The organism is Nocardiopsis eucommiae (assembly GCF_965344335.1).
Classification (GTDB): Bacteria; Actinomycetota; Actinomycetes; order Streptosporangiales; family Streptosporangiaceae; genus Nocardiopsis; species Nocardiopsis eucommiae.
The window spans coordinates 1-13,161 of record NZ_CBDRIY010000035.1 but is presented as its reverse complement, the minus strand read 5'-3'; the positions used below and the strand labels follow the sequence as shown (position 1 = coordinate 13,161).

General features: G+C 72.5%; 14 protein-coding genes. 3 read left to right on the top strand and 11 right to left on the bottom strand.

Translation table 11 applies throughout. The features are described from left to right. Positions 1 to 156 precede the first annotated feature (156 nt). The 3 genes from ACRWK8_RS20370 to sigE are packed head-to-tail and all read right to left on the bottom strand — an operon-like array spanning position 157 to position 2,641. A complete protein-coding gene (locus tag ACRWK8_RS20370; RefSeq protein WP_431872210.1) occupies positions 157 to 1,224 on the bottom strand; it encodes a sigma-E factor regulatory protein RseB domain-containing protein in 1,068 nt (355 codons plus the stop codon). After that, entirely contained in the window at positions 1,221 to 2,000 is a 780-nt protein-coding gene (locus ACRWK8_RS20365; protein WP_431872255.1) for an anti-sigma factor family protein, read from the bottom strand. Before ACRWK8_RS20365 ends, ACRWK8_RS20370 begins: the two co-directional genes overlap by 4 nt. Before the next feature lie 2 nt (positions 2,001 to 2,002). Beyond that, entirely contained in the window at positions 2,003 to 2,641 is a 639-nt protein-coding gene (gene sigE / locus ACRWK8_RS20360; RefSeq protein ID WP_378742358.1) for an RNA polymerase sigma factor SigE, read from the bottom strand. A gap of 318 nt (positions 2,642 to 2,959) precedes the next feature. Between sigE and ACRWK8_RS20355 the strand changes: the two genes are divergently transcribed. Beyond that, positions 2,960 to 3,550 carry an O-methyltransferase gene (locus ACRWK8_RS20355; RefSeq protein ID WP_378742473.1) on the top strand — a complete coding sequence of 197 codons (591 nt, stop codon included), beginning with the start codon at positions 2,960 to 2,962 and terminating at the stop codon, positions 3,548 to 3,550. 230 nt (positions 3,551 to 3,780) lie between these two features. On the opposite strand, the gene ACRWK8_RS20350 is transcribed toward ACRWK8_RS20355, so the two are convergent. The 4 genes from ACRWK8_RS20350 to ACRWK8_RS20335 form a co-directional block, all read right to left on the bottom strand. Next, positions 3,781 to 5,271 carry a leucyl aminopeptidase gene (locus tag ACRWK8_RS20350; protein ID WP_378742356.1) on the bottom strand — a complete coding sequence of 497 codons (1,491 nt, stop codon included), beginning with the start codon at positions 5,269 to 5,271 and terminating at the stop codon, positions 3,781 to 3,783. 109 nt (positions 5,272 to 5,380) lie between these two features. Continuing rightward, positions 5,381 to 5,548 (bottom strand): DUF3117 domain-containing protein, encoded by a 168-nt coding sequence (locus ACRWK8_RS20345; protein WP_017542172.1) that lies wholly within the window; start codon positions 5,546 to 5,548, stop codon positions 5,381 to 5,383. A 336-nt stretch (positions 5,549 to 5,884) separates the two neighbouring features. Then, positions 5,885 to 6,469, bottom strand: coding sequence for a hypothetical protein (locus tag ACRWK8_RS20340; RefSeq protein ID WP_378742354.1), 585 nt, complete (start codon positions 6,467 to 6,469; stop codon positions 5,885 to 5,887). A gap of 174 nt (positions 6,470 to 6,643) precedes the next feature. Then, positions 6,644 to 7,231, bottom strand: coding sequence for a hypothetical protein (locus tag ACRWK8_RS20335; RefSeq protein WP_431872206.1), 588 nt, complete (start codon positions 7,229 to 7,231; stop codon positions 6,644 to 6,646). Positions 7,232 to 7,293: 62 nt separating this feature from the next. Between ACRWK8_RS20335 and ACRWK8_RS20330 the strand changes: the two genes are divergently transcribed. Then, entirely contained in the window at positions 7,294 to 7,713 is a 420-nt protein-coding gene (locus ACRWK8_RS20330) for a hypothetical protein (RefSeq protein ID WP_431872204.1), read from the top strand. 7 nt (positions 7,714 to 7,720) lie between these two features. Here ACRWK8_RS20330 and ACRWK8_RS20325 read toward each other — a convergent pair whose 3' ends face one another. The 3 genes from ACRWK8_RS20325 to ACRWK8_RS20315 form a co-directional block, all read right to left on the bottom strand. Beyond that, entirely contained in the window at positions 7,721 to 8,497 is a 777-nt protein-coding gene (locus tag ACRWK8_RS20325) for an LOG family protein (protein ID WP_378742348.1), read from the bottom strand. Positions 8,498 to 8,626: 129 nt separating this feature from the next. Beyond that, the gene (dapE, locus tag ACRWK8_RS20320; protein ID WP_378742471.1) at positions 8,627 to 9,691 is read right to left on the bottom strand and encodes a succinyl-diaminopimelate desuccinylase; all 1,065 of its coding nucleotides are present in this window, start codon (positions 9,689 to 9,691) and stop codon (positions 8,627 to 8,629) included. Between the two features lie 120 nt (positions 9,692 to 9,811). Then, positions 9,812 to 10,648, bottom strand: a complete 837-nt coding sequence (locus ACRWK8_RS20315; protein WP_378742345.1) for a 2,3,4,5-tetrahydropyridine-2,6-dicarboxylate N-succinyltransferase — start codon at positions 10,646 to 10,648, stop codon at positions 9,812 to 9,814. Positions 10,649 to 10,996: 348 nt separating this feature from the next. Here ACRWK8_RS20315 and ACRWK8_RS20310 point away from each other — a divergent pair, with 348 nt between their 5' ends. Next, positions 10,997 to 11,884 (top strand): hypothetical protein, encoded by an 888-nt coding sequence (locus tag ACRWK8_RS20310; protein WP_378742343.1) that lies wholly within the window; start codon positions 10,997 to 10,999, stop codon positions 11,882 to 11,884. 91 nt (positions 11,885 to 11,975) lie between these two features. On the opposite strand, the gene dapC is transcribed toward ACRWK8_RS20310, so the two are convergent. Then, positions 11,976 to 13,082, bottom strand: coding sequence for a succinyldiaminopimelate transaminase (dapC, locus tag ACRWK8_RS20305; RefSeq protein ID WP_431872201.1), 1,107 nt, complete (start codon positions 13,080 to 13,082; stop codon positions 11,976 to 11,978). Positions 13,083 to 13,161: the final 79 nt, after the last annotated feature.

Here is a 13,161-nt window from a genome sequence, read left to right as displayed (position 1 = left end):
GGCGCGTCCGGCGCGCCCGGCTGGGGTGCGCCACCGTTCGGCGGGGGCGGGGCCCACCCCTCGGCGGGTTCCGAACGGTCGTTGTCCTGGCTCAAGACCTGCTCCGTATGTCGCTCGGCTTTCGGTCCCGGCACGCGCCGCGCCGGTCGGCCGGGCCTACAGCAGGCCCAGCCGGGACAGACCTCTCAGCACCCTGGCCCAGAAGCCGGAGTCCTCGGGGCCTGGCAACGCGGCCACCGCCGAGGACGCCAGGTCCGCGGGGGCGTCGGCCAGCACGGTGTAGACGAATCCGTTCGCCTGCCACACGCTCTGGTACTGGCCCACGTCTCCGCCGAAGATCGTGTCGTGCCCTGGTGTGACGCCACCACCCCCCGTTCCGGTTCCGGTGTATCCGTTACCAAGTGTGGAGGGATGTTCGGTTCCCAGCTTGCCACGCTGGACGAAGACCGAGACCTGGGAGAGCCCGTCGGAGTAGACGGCGTGGACGACCCGCTCCTGCCCGTAGCGTTTGGCGCGGGTGTCGACCAGTCGGAGGTCCCAGGTCAGGTGCTCGGGGAGCACCCACCCGGCCTCCCGGAGCTCCTGCCGTTCACCGCCGTCGAGGGCGTCACCCCAGGGCGAGTCCCCGAGGGCCTCGTCCGGCCAGGCGCCCTCACCCAGGTCGAGGTCGGTGAGGTGGCTGCTGAACGCCTCGTCTCCCGCGCGGTCGTAGACGACGTGGCCCAGCAGGAGGTGGGTCTCGGCATCCACCCAGAACCGTCCGGCCACCGTGGAGTCCGCGCGCAACGCCTCCACCAGGTGCGCCGGGCGGCCGTCGAGGCGTTCCCGACCCGCGTCGACCACCTGGTAGGTCTCCTCCAGTACGGCCAGGAGCCGTTCGTCGAGGGACTCCAGGGCGGAGGAGCTCAGCACGACGAAGGCCGACTCGGTGTCCCCCTCCCCCAGCGGCGACATGGCCACGCCGGAGTCGGGGCGGTTGACCACACTGAGGTCGACCCCGTCCCGACCCCGCGGTCCGCGCACCTCACGAACGGCGGTGTAGGCCACCCGGCCGTGGGCCTCGGAGGCGCGTTCCAGGACGGTCATGCCGTGGTCCTCCCCCTCGGCCGGGACCGAGGTGGCCTCCGGGTGGACCGCGCCGGTGAGCACGAGGGCGCACAGCAGCGCGGCGGCCACGGAGGCGGGAGCGGAGTTCGGTCCGGGAGAGGGTCTGTCAGCCCTCACCGGGTCGTTTCGGTCGTGGCCGAGGGCTGGGACCCCTCAGCCGCGACGGGCAGCGGCTCGAACGGCGGGCGGTCCGCGGGCAGCGGTTCCACCACCGGTATCTGGCGGCTGGTCACGGCGTGCTCGACGGCGAAGTCGGCCAGGTGGGGTTCGACGACCGGGGTGTCCTCCCCCTCACCGCCCGCGACGAACGCGCTCCCCAGGAGCGCCGTCGCCACGGCCAGCCCCGCGACCGCGTAGCGTCCGCCGGAGAAGTGCGGCAGCAGGCCGGAGAACCGGTCGCCGCCACGCGGTTCCGGCCGGGGCGGGACGTACCGCTCCGGCTGGGTGCGCGGCTGGGGTCTCTCCTGGCCGGGGTCCGGGCTGGTGGCCGAACCCCCGCCCCGGTGCACCGGTTCGCTCGGGTGGGCCGCCCGCCCCGCTCCGATCAGGGGCCCGCCCGTGGGGAACCCGCCCAGCGGACGGGAGTGGCCCAGTGGTGGGCTGGATCCGAAAGGGCCGGTGGGCGGCGGGTCCGAGGGGCCGCGATCACCCCGATCACGTCCCCCCGGGCCGCCGGGTCCGCCGAAGCCCGGCTGGGACATCAGGCGTCCCATGAAGTCCATGTCGGGTTCGGGTTCGCCGAGCCCGGTGAGCCTGCGCTTGAGTCTGCGCATCATGTCGGCCTCGAACCGGCACGACTCGCACTTGGCCAGGTGGATGAGGGCGCGCTCGTGGTCGGCGGCGCCCAGTTCCCCGTCGATGAGCGCCGACAGGCGCTCCCCGAGGTGGTCCATGCTCATTCCGCCTCCCCGTGGATCACGTTGGCAGTGGCGCCGTCGGGCCCCTCGGTGCCCCCCTGGGCCCCGTTCGCGGCAGCCAGGGACCTGCGGTGTTCCAGGGCGCGGCGCAGCTGGGCGCGGCCCCGGTGGATACGGCTGCGGACGGTCCCGAGCTTGACGTCGAGGGTGGCGGCGATCTCCTCGTAGGAGAGGCCCTCGATGTCGCAGAGCACGACGGGGGCTCGGAACTCGGCGGGGAGGGCGTCGAGCGCGCTCTGGACGTCGGCGTCGAAGTGCCGGTCGTCGTAGCGCTGGGCCGGTGAGGGCTCGCGGCCCTCCAGACGTTCGTCGGCGTTGTCGGCCAGGCCCTCGAAGCGGATGCGGGCCTTGCGCCGGGCCATGTCGAGGAAGAGGTTGGTGGTGATGCGGTGCAGCCACCCCTCGAAGGTGCCGGGGGTGTAGTTGGCGAGGGAGCGGAACACACGGATGAAGACCTCCTGGGTGAGGTCCTCGGCGTCGTGCTTGTTCCCGGTGAGGCGATAGGCCAGCCGGTAGACGCGCGGCGAGTGGACGCGCACGACCTCTTCCCAGCTCGGGGGTTCCCATGCCTCGAACTCGACGGCAGGGCCGGTCTCTGGCACCGCTGCTCCCTTCATCCCGCTGAGTTCACCACGCGAGGACAGGTGGGGGGCGTTCACTTCGTGGCGATCAACGTGCGTTCATCCCGATTCAACGTCGGAGGGCACCGATTAAGTTCCCGCCACCACGCTCGGAGTTCCGGCTGGTTCAGGCTAGTCTTTTGCCCAGGGACATACCTGGCCGCGACCACCATTCTACGGTGGGTGACGATCCCCCGGTCAGAACGCCTGGCCATGACATTCAGCCGTGCTTGGGAGGCCGTCATCAGCGCAGAAGAGAGCGTCGCCCGGACCGCGTGGGTCCGGACCGAGCAGGCTCGGTTCGAGGAGTCCGCCATGGGGGACGGACCTCTGGCGGACGCCTACGACGCGGGGGTACGCGCCGCGGCCTCGCCCGTGGACGCGGCGACGGGGGCCGCGCTGCGGTTCCTCACCGCCGCCATCGGGGCCCGTTCCGTGGTGGAGATCGGCACGGGCTGCGGGACCTCGGGGATCTGGCTGCTGCGGGGGATGGTCCCCGAGGGCATCCTGACGACCGTGGACGTCAACGCCGCGTACCAGGACTACGCGCGCTCGGCCTTCTCCCGGGCGGGGTTCGGCGCCGGCCGTGCCCGGCTGATCCGGGGGACGGCGTTGGAGGTGCTGCCCCGGCTCACCGACGGCGGGTACGACATGGTGTCGGTCGACGCCGACCAGGCCTCCTACCCCGCCTACCTGGAGGAGGCGCTGCGGCTGCTGCGCCCGGGCGGGGTGGTGGTGTTCAACAACGTGCTGACGGGCCCCGCCGAACCGGACAGTCCGCTGCGGGTGCCGGACCCGGCGGAGACCGCGGTGCGCGAGGTGATGCAGCGCATGCGCGAGGACGAGGCGTTCATTCCGCTGCTGGTCCCGGTCGGTGAGGGGCTGCTCGCCGCCATCCGCCCCTAGGTCGTGCTTTGTGGATCACTCCGCGCTCGCGTTGCCAGGCTGCCGCTCGCATCGACGGCGGCTCCGCCACCACCGGCGAAAGCATCCAAAAAACACTCCCTGGGCACGGACGCGGCCCGTGGACCGGGCCCTGTTCGCAGAGCGCGTCACCGCACCCGTGGACGCGCGCGGGCCCGGGCGGAGGGTGTCCGCCCGGGCCCGTGGTGGTCGGTCGGCACCGACCGGAGCGCCTACCTCGCGGCGAGCCAGCGGAGCAGGGTCCGGGTGGCGAAGGCCGTGCCGCCCTTGGACAGCAGGCCGCTCTCCTTCATGGACCGGCCCGGACCGGCGATGTCCAGGTGGGCCCAGGGCAGGCCGCCGGTGAACTCGCGCAGGAACAGGGCGGCGTCGGTCGCCCCGGCCGGGCCGAAGTCACCGCCGCGGGTCCCGATGTTGGCCAGGTCCGCCACCCGGGAGCCGGTGGTCGGGACGTAGTCCTCGGTGAGGGGCATCCGCCACAGCGGCTCGCCCGACTCCGCTCCGGCGGCCTCGATCTGCGCCGCGACCGTGTCGTCGGTGCTGTACAGGGCGCCGATGCCGGTGCCCAGCGCCAGCTTGGCGGCGCCGGTCAGGGTGGCGACGTCCACCAGCACGTCCGGGTCGAGGCGGGTGCTGGCGTACCCCATGGCGTCGGCCAGGACCAGACGGCCCTCGGCGTCGGAGTTGAGCACCTCGACGGTCCGGCCGGTGTAGGTGGTCAGCACGTCACCGATACGCGTGGCGTCACCGGAGAAGGCGTTCTCCGCGAGGGCGAGCAGACCGGTGACCCGCACGCTCGCGCCCACGGACGCCAGCGCCGACAGGACGGCCAGGACGATCGCCGCGCCGCTCATGTCGGTCTTCATGAGCTTCATGTTGTCGTTGGGCTTGAGCGAGAGCCCGCCGGTGTCGAAGGTGATGCCCTTGCCGACCAGCACCACGTGCGCGGTGGGGTTCTCCGGCGTGTAGCCCAGCTGGACCAGTCGGGGCGGCCGGGAGGAGCCCTGGCCGACACCGAGGATCGCGCCGAAGCCCTCGTCGCCCAGGGCCTTCTCGTCCCACACCCGCACGTCGAGCCCGGACCGGTCGGCGGTCTCACGCGCCCGGGCGGCCATCCACTCCGGGTCCTTGGTCAACGAGGGGGTGTTGATCAGGTCCCGGGCGAGGGCGGTCGCCGTGGCCAGGGTGGTGCCCAGGGCCAGGGGCTCCGCGAGGGCCGCGACGTCGCCGACCACGTCGATCACCGGGGCGGGGCGCTGGGACCTCGGGGGTTCGGTGGTCCGGTAGGTGAAGGTGTACGAGGCGAGCAGCGCGCCCTCGACGAAGGCCGTGGCGGTCTCGGCGTCCGTGCCGGGCCAGGCCAGGGCGACGCGCTCGTTGCCCCGTGCGGCCCGGGAGAGGGCGGCGCCGGCCTTCCGGAGGTCGGCGGGGCTACCCGAGCCGACTCCGAGAAGGGCCAGGCGGACCAGGCCCCCGTCCCGGGACACCGGGAACTGGGAGAGCTCACCGGACGCGCCGGTGAGTGCGTAGTGCGCGAACAGCTCCGCGAGCGACGACGGAAGGACCTGTGTCAGTCCACCGTCGGTGACCCCTTCGACCGCCTCGGGGCCTTCCTCGCCCGCGAGTACGGGGAGGACCAGCAGGTCCGCGGTGGATTCGGCGAGGGTCCCCGGTACGGGGTGGATCTCCGTGGCGAATGGCACAGGCCGCTCACAATCGTTCACTCTTCGGGGAGGTTCACGCAGGTGGGAGGTGTGGAACCTCGGGGGTCATCAGGGCGTTCCGGCCCAGGTGGGGGACGATTGGTGCCGGTTAACCGACGACACCCCGGAGCGCGTCCCGGAGTTCGGTCGCCTCGTCCGGCGTGAGCTCCACGACCAGACGGCCGCCGCCCTCAAGCGGGACCCGCATGATGATGCCGCGACCCTCCTTGGTGACCTCCATCGGCCCGTCGCTGGTCCTCGGCTTCATCGCCGCCATGCCATTCCCCTTTCTAGGTGTTCCTCGCAGGTGACCGGGGCCGACCCACAGCACCGACACCGATCCGCAGGGTCGTCTCGGCTTCGGAGCCGTCGGCCGGTTCCGTGTGACTCGCGCCCGTGTGGCGGGTCGGGAATCACTCTTCGACCATTATCTCGGAGGTTGGGCCCTGGGTGTGCGCCAGGCGACACCCGGAACTCCCCCGCGAGCGCTCACCGGCGAGGAATCGTTGGTCAGTAAGGTTATATCGGTCTCGACCGAAACCCGCGCGCTGTGCGGGCGTCCGTGCGTTCTCCGCCCCGGGCGGGGCGGTCGCTGAGCGGGCTCGCGGCCCGCTCAGTCCAGCAGACCGGTGGAGACCATCCGCGTCCCCTCGCGGGTGACGGAGGACCACTCGGCGTTGAGCCGGTCGCCCTCGGAGGCGGGCCAGAGGGTCAGTTCGGACTCGTCGACGCACCGGTCCTCGGGGTCGGAGGTCTCGGTGTAGGCGTACACGAGCCGGTCGCCGTCGCGTGCCGACAGCTCCAGGGTCCCTGAGCAGGAGAAGGTGGTCCAGGCGGTGCTGCCGCGTTCGGCGCCCTCCTCGATCCGTACCTCCGCGTCCCACTCGGCGACGGGCCGTCCGTCCGTGTCCACCTGGCTCATCCGGCCCGACCAGGCCCCGACGAACTCCTCGGGGTCGGACATGGTGGTGACGGTGTCCTCGCGGGCCCCGTCCAGGTGGGACCAGGCCGCGAAGCCCCCACCTCCGACCAGGAGCAACGCGACCAGGGCCACGGCCGTCCTGGCGAACTGGCGGCGGCGCCGGCCCGTGTGTCGGGTCGATCGGGGCGGCGGCCAGAGGGACATCTGGCGCACCGGGGTGGAGGAGTTCCCGGGCTCGTCCTCGGAGCCCGCCCGGAGTTCGGGTGCTGTGTCCATCCTCGCCATCCTCACGACGGTCCACCCGCTCCGGCGGAGCAGGGGTACGCATGTACAGCGACCGAGAATAGAACACCCGAACGCACCACATCCGACCAAGAAGGACGAGACGGATGTGATGCACGGCATAGGAGGCCCGGGCGTGCCGCGGCCTCTCCGGGCCTCCAGGAGGGGTCAGGACCGGTCGTCGCCTCGACCGCCGACCGAGGCGTCGTCCGCTTCGGGGGTGGTTTCGGACACGAATTCGGGGGAGGTTTCGGGGGTCGATGCGGGGGTGGCACCCGAGTCGGGCGCCGGAGCGGACCCGAAGGGCGCGTCCTCCGCACGGGTGTCGGCCGGACTCCCGTCGGGCGGCGGGACGAGGGTCACGCGCTCGACGTCGTCGGCGTACCCGTCGAGCTCCTCCTCGCCCGGCAGGTAGGCTCCCGGGCTCGGCCCCGTGCCCCGGGGCACGTAGGACGGGTCCAGCCGGGCCAGCCGCCACTCCAGGTCCTCGATCCGCTCCTCGCGTTCGCGCAGGGTGGACGTGAGCCGCACCAGCAGCTCGTCGACCGCGCGCACGTGGTACCCCCACATGGACAGAGGGACGAGGAGTCCGGCCAGGTCACGGGAGCCCACCGGGCGCCCCTCCGGCAGGTTCAGCGGAGGGAAGTCGGCCTCGAACCGGGCGAGCTGCCCGCCCTTGCCGAGCACGACGAAGACCACGCCCACGAGGACGGCGAGCGCGGCGGCGGCGACCAGGATCAAGATGAAGAAAGGCACGGGACCGATCGTGCCACACCGCCGCACTCCCCAGGGAGCGCCGGGCATGGGAGACTCGGCGGGTGTCGAACGCACCCTTCCGAGTCCTGACCCCCACCGCGCCCGGCGCCGGGGCGGGGGCTCCCGCGTCCCCCACCGGGGACGGTCCGAGGGACGGCGCCCCCCGGACGGTGGACGCCGGTCACCGGCCCACCGCCGCCCGGGTCGCCGCCCTCGTCGCGGAGGGGCACACCGTCCTGGTCCGCTGTACGCGGCCGGACGGCGACGCACCGCGCACCGACCTGCCCCCGGCCCCGCCCGGGATCGTGGGCGCGGTCCCGGTCGCGGCGGCCGAGGAGGTGGCCCTGGCGACCGTGTACGCCTGGGCCGGCGCGCGCGTGTTCGTGACCGACCACCCGGAGCGGGTACGGCACGCCCTGGACATGGCCGCCTCGGTGCGCGGGGAGCGCCCGCCCGCCGCCGTGCGCAGGGGACTCGCCTGAGCAGCGCCTAGCTGGCGGGGCCCGCCTCGTCGCGCTCGAACCTGTTCTCCAGGTGCAGGTGCGCCTGCTGGACGATCCGCACGGCCTCCTCCGGGTCGTCGGTCACGTACAGGAGCTCCATGTCGTGGTCCGCGACCAGGCCGTGCTTGAGCAGGCTGTCCTCCACCCAGGTGCGGAGGCCGCCCCAGAACTCGGTGCCGATCAGCACCACGGGGAACCGGGTGATCTTCTTGGTCTGGACGAGGGTGATCGCCTCGAAGAGCTCGTCGAGGGTCCCGAACCCGCCGGGCAGCACCACGAAGGCCTGCGAGTACTTCACGAACATCGTCTTGCGGACGAAGAAGTACCGGAAGGTCATCCCCATGTCGATGTAGGAGTTGAGGGACTGCTCGAAGGGGAGCTCGATGCCCAGGCCCACGGAGAGCCCGCCCGCCTGCTGGGCGCCCTTGTTGGCCGCCTCCATCATCCCGGGGCCGCCGCCGGTGATCGTCGCGTACCCGGCCTCCGCGAGCCTGGCCCCGACCTGGACGCCGAGCTCGTAGAACTCGGAGCCGGGCCTGATCCGCGCCGAGCCGAACACGCTCACGGCGGAGGGGAGCTCGGAGAGCAGCCCGAAGCCCTCCACGAACTCGGACTGGATGCGGAGCACACGCCAGGGGTCGGTGTGTACCCAGTCGGCGGGGCCGCGCCGGTCGAGGAGTCGTTGGTCGGTGGTGGTGTCGGGGATCGCGCGACCGCGGTAGGTGAGCGGTCCGGCACGCCTCACGTTCTCTTCTTCCGTCATGCTCGTAAAGCTATCCATCCGTGGCCGGACCACACCCGAACGACGCGTGTCGGTCCGGTGACCGGTAGCGGACACGGAACCGCCCACCAGGGCCGGAGCGCCCGGCGGGCGGTCGCGGTCCGGGTTCGCTCAGCGCCGTCCGGTGAGCCAGGCCACCATGCGCTCCTCGGCCTCGCGGATCTGCGGGATGCTGGCGTACTCGTCACGCGTGTGGGCGAGCATCGGGTCGCCGGGGCCGTAGTTGACGGCGGGCACCCCCAGCTCCGAGAAGCGGGAGACGTCGGTCCACCCCAGCTTCGCGCGGGCCCGTCCCTCACCGACGGCGGTGACGAAGGCCGCCGCCGAGGGGTCGTCCAGGCCGGGGCGGGCCGGAGCGGAGGAGTCGGTGACCGTCACCTCGAAGCCCGCGAACACCTCGCGCAGGTGGGCCTCGGCGTCGGCCGGGGAGCGGTCCGGGGCGTACCGGTAGTTGACGCGGACCACGCACTCGTCCGGGATGACGTTCCCGGCCACGCCGCCCTCGACGAACACCGCGTTCAGCCCCTCGTGGAAGGTCAGGCCCTCCACCTCGGGCTGGCGGGGCGTGTAGGCGCGCAGCACGTCCAGGATCGCGCCCGCCTTGTGGATGGCGTTCTCTCCCTTCCAGGAACGCGCGCTGTGCGCCCGCTTGCCGTAGGCCGTGACGTCCACGCGCATGGTGCCCTGGCAACCGCCCTCGATGACCCCGTCGGTGGGCTCCATGAGGATCGCGAAGTCACCGGCCAGCCACTCCGGGTGGTTACGGCTGAGGCGGAGGAGGCCGTTGCGGACGGCGTCCACCTCCTCGTTGTCGTAGAAGACGTAGGTGACGTCGTGGAGGGGCTCGGTGACCAGCGCGGCCAGCTTGAGCTGGACGGCCACGCCCGCCTTCATGTCGGTGGTACCGCAGCCGTACAGGCGGTCGCCGTCCACGTGCGAGGGGACGTTGTCCACGATCGGCACGGTGTCGAGGTGACCGGCGATCACCACGCGGCGGTCCCGGCCGAGCTCCGTGCGGGCCACGACGGCGTCGCCGTCCCGGGTCACGGTGAGGTGGGTGAGGGAGGACAGGGCGTTCTCGACCGCGTCGGCGAGGGCCCTCTCGTCCCCGCTCTCGGAACGGATGTCCACGAGGGCGGCGGTCAGGTCCGCCACGTCCGAGGTCAGGTCCAGCATGGTGTCGCCCCGTTTCGGTGAGGTCAGTGGATGGGTCACGCGCACGGCCACCCTAGAACAACGGCGGGGCGCCCTCCCCGGGTGGGAGGACGCCCCGGACGTGCGCGCGCGGTGCGCGGTCTAGGCGTTGACGCCGTGCTCGCGCAGGAGGTCGTTCAGGGCGAGCTTGTCGTGCTCCTGCCCCTCCTCGAGGCGCTTGAGCACCAGCAGGACCGGCATGCCGAAGTCGCCGCCGGGGAAGCTCTTGGTGCGGCTGGAGGTGACGCACACCGACCAGGCCGGGGCCTCGCCCCGGGCCAGTTCCTCACCCGTCTCGGCGTCGAAGACGCGCGTGGAGGAGGTGAGGATGGTGCCCGCGCCGAGCTTGGCGCCCTTGCGCACGCGGGCGCCCTCGACGACCATGCTGCGCGAGCCGAGGAAGGCGTCGTCCTCGATGATCACCGGGGAGGCCTGCGGGGGCTCCAGGACGCCGCCGACACCCACGCCGCCGGAGAGGTGGACGTTCTCACCGATCTGCGCGCAGGAGCCGACCGTGGCCCAGGTGTCGACCATGGTGCCGGAGCCGACGTAGGCGCCGATGTTGGTGAAGGACGGCATGAGCACGACGCCCGGGGCCAGGAAGGAACCCCAGCGGGCGATGGCGCCGGCGACGACGCGGACGCCGTCGAAGCGGGTCTTCAGGGGCATGCGGTCGTGGTGGTAGAAGTCGCCCACGTGGGACTCCTTCATGTCCAGGACCTTGAAGCCGAGGAGGATGGAGCGCTTGGCGCGCTCGTCGACCACCACGTCGTCCGTGGCGGGGTCGACGAAGGCCACGCGGGCCTTGCCCTCGTCGATCTGGTCGATGGCGCCGGTGATGACGGCGCGCGCCTCGGAGTGGTCGGGGGTCAGTTCGGAGCGCCGCTCCCAGAGTTCGTCGATCTGGTCGGGCAGCGGACTGGTGTACGAGCTGGTCATGTGAACCCACGTTAGCCGCTCGTCCGGGGTGGGTCGTCTGCGCCCCGCCCGCTCCGGATGAGCCTTTGGCCACTCGTGCCGGTGACCGCCCGGAGACCGCCCGGAGTCCGCCCGGAGCCGGGACGTGCGGCGGCTTCGGAACGGATCGGGTGGCCCGGTCACGGGTCCGGACACACGCTCAGCGAGGGTTCCCGTTGACTGATCGCGGCGCCGACTACACTTTCGCCGGGGCTCGTCCGGGAAACCGCCTCCGTCAGGAACCCGGCACAGCGCCCAGCGCACCGCCTCGGCCCTCCCCTCGGGTCCGCGACCGGTGGGCTCCACCCGTCGCCGACCCTTGGTGCGCCCGTGCCCAGTAAACGCAGGACGTTCTCCGCGTTCGCCAAGATCCTCCTCATCCTCACCTTCGTCTGCGGACTGTTCGTGGCCGGGGGCTACTACGTGCTGACCACGTTCGAGCCGCTGGACACGCGCGAACGTCCCGACCCCGGCTGCCGTCTGGCACTCCCCGAGGGCCGCTACGACATGGAGATCACCCAGGCGGCGAACGCGGCGACCGTGGGCGGCGTCGCCTTCAGCCGCGACCTCCCCGAGGAGGCGGTCACGGTGGCGTACGCGACGGTGTGGCAGGAGTCCACGTTCTACAACGTGGAGTACGGGGACCGGGACTCCCTGGGCCTGTTCCAGCAGCGGCCGTCACAGGAGTGGGGCGATCCCGAGGAGATCCTGGACCCGGTGACCTCCAGCCGGTCGTTCTACGACGAACTGGTGGAGGTCGGCGGGTGGGAGGACCTGCCCGTCTACGAGGCCGCCCAGCGGGTGCAGCGCAGCGCGCACGGGTTCGCCTACGACCAGCACGAGGAGCTGTCCTCCGGGATGGCCGACGCCTTCACCGGGCCGGGTGGAGCGGCGGTGACCTGCTGGTTCGACGAGGCGACCCTGGAGTCGCTGCGGGCCGGGGACGCGGACGTCGCGGGGGCCGAGGAGGAGATGGCCCGGGTGTTCGGCACCGACCCGGCGGAGCTCCCCGTGTCGGAGGACCGGGAGCCGCGCACCGGCGACCTCGGCTGGGCGATGGCCCACTGGGCGGTCGTGCACGCCGAGGAGTACGGGATCACGTCGGTGTCGTACGAGGACCAGCGGTGGCGCGCCTCGGAGGGCATGGACGGCGCGCAGAACTGGACCGAGATCGAGGACGCGAGCGAGGCCACGGGCGGCCGGGTCGTCCTGCGGTAGGGCCGCCTCCGACGGACGGGGTCCGCCCGGGGGCGTTCCGATCGCGGCGGTGGGGGCCGGCCGTTCCGGCACCGGCCCCCACCGCCGGGGGTCACTCGGCCAGACGCTTGGCGGCGGCCTCGACACGTTCGTCGGTGGCGGTGAAGGCCACGCGGACGTGGCGCTCGCCGGTCGGGCCGTAGAAGGCGCCTGGGGCCACCAGGACGCCCCGCTCGGCCAGCGCCGCGACCGCGCCCCACGCGTCGTGGTCGGGGTGGCTGGCCCACAGGTACAGCCCCGCGTCGGAGTGTTCGACGCTCCACCCCGCGCCCTCGAACGCCGCGCGGAGCCGCGTGCGACGGGCCCGGTAGCGCTCCTTCTGCTCGGCGGCGTGCGCGTCGTCGTCCAGGGCCGCCTTCATGGCCGCCTGCACGGGGGCGGGCACGATCATGCCCGCGTGCTTGCGCACCGCGAGGAGTTCGGCCACCAGGTCGGGGTCGCCCGCGACGAAGGCGCCCCGGTACCCCGCGAGGTTGGAGCGCTTGGACAGCGAGTGGACCGCGAGCAGGTTCTCGTGCGATCCACCGCACACGTCCGGGTGCAGGATCGAGACGGGCTCGGTGTCCCAACCCAGGTCCAGGTAGCACTCGTCGGAGGCGACGATCGTGCCCCGCTCTCGGGCCCACTCGACCACCTTGCGCAGGTGGTCGGCGCCGAGGACGCGGCCGGTGGGGTTGGCGGGCGAGTTGACCCACAGCAGCTTGACGTCGGCCGGACCCAGCGCGGTGAGGCTGTCCGAGGCGACGGCGGTGGCCCCGGCGACGCGCGCGCCCGCGTCGTAGGTCGGGTACGCCAGCTCGGGGTGGACGACAGTGTCACCGGGGCCCAGGCCGAGCAGGGTGGGCAGCCAGGCCACCAGTTCCTTGGAGCCGACCGTGGGCAGGACCGCGCCGTCCGCGACCCGGACGTCGTGGCGGCGCTCCAACCAGCCCTGGATGGAGGCGCGGAGTTCGGGGGTGCCCCAGGTCAACGGGTACCCGGGTGAGTCGGAGGCGTCGGCGAGCGCGGCGCGCAGGTTCGCGGGCACCGGGTCCACAGGAGTGCCGACCGAGAGGTCGACGATCCCGTCCGGGTGGGCGGCGGCCGTTCTCTTGTACGGCGTCAGCCGGTCCCACGGGAAGGTCGGAAGCCGATCGGTCACCGGTCGACGTTCACCCATCGGTGCACTCTCCATTCGGTTCTCGGGCCGTTCAGGTCTGGGTCGGGCCCCACACAACAGCGTCGGGGGGGAACAACGG

Coding starts and splice junctions, on each gene's coding strand:
- dapC (WP_431872201.1), bottom strand. CDS start 13,082: ATGGGTGAACGTCGACCGGTGACCGATCGGCTTCCGACCTTCCCGTGG.
- sigE (WP_378742358.1), bottom strand. CDS start 2,641: ATGAAGGGAGCAGCGGTGCCAGAGACCGGCCCTGCCGTCGAGTTCGAG.
- ACRWK8_RS20345 (WP_017542172.1), bottom strand. CDS start 5,548: ATGGCGGCGATGAAGCCGAGGACCAGCGACGGGCCGATGGAGGTCACC.
- dapE (WP_378742471.1), bottom strand. CDS start 9,691: ATGCTGGACCTGACCTCGGACGTGGCGGACCTGACCGCCGCCCTCGTG.
- ACRWK8_RS20325 (WP_378742348.1), bottom strand. CDS start 8,497: ATGACGGAAGAAGAGAACGTGAGGCGTGCCGGACCGCTCACCTACCGC.
- ACRWK8_RS20355 (WP_378742473.1), top strand. CDS start 2,960: ATGGGGGACGGACCTCTGGCGGACGCCTACGACGCGGGGGTACGCGCC.
- ACRWK8_RS20340 (WP_378742354.1), bottom strand. CDS start 6,469: ATGGACACAGCACCCGAACTCCGGGCGGGCTCCGAGGACGAGCCCGGG.
- ACRWK8_RS20365 (WP_431872255.1), bottom strand. CDS start 2,000: ATGGACCACCTCGGGGAGCGCCTGTCGGCGCTCATCGACGGGGAACTG.
- ACRWK8_RS20315 (WP_378742345.1), bottom strand. CDS start 10,648: ATGACCAGCTCGTACACCAGTCCGCTGCCCGACCAGATCGACGAACTC.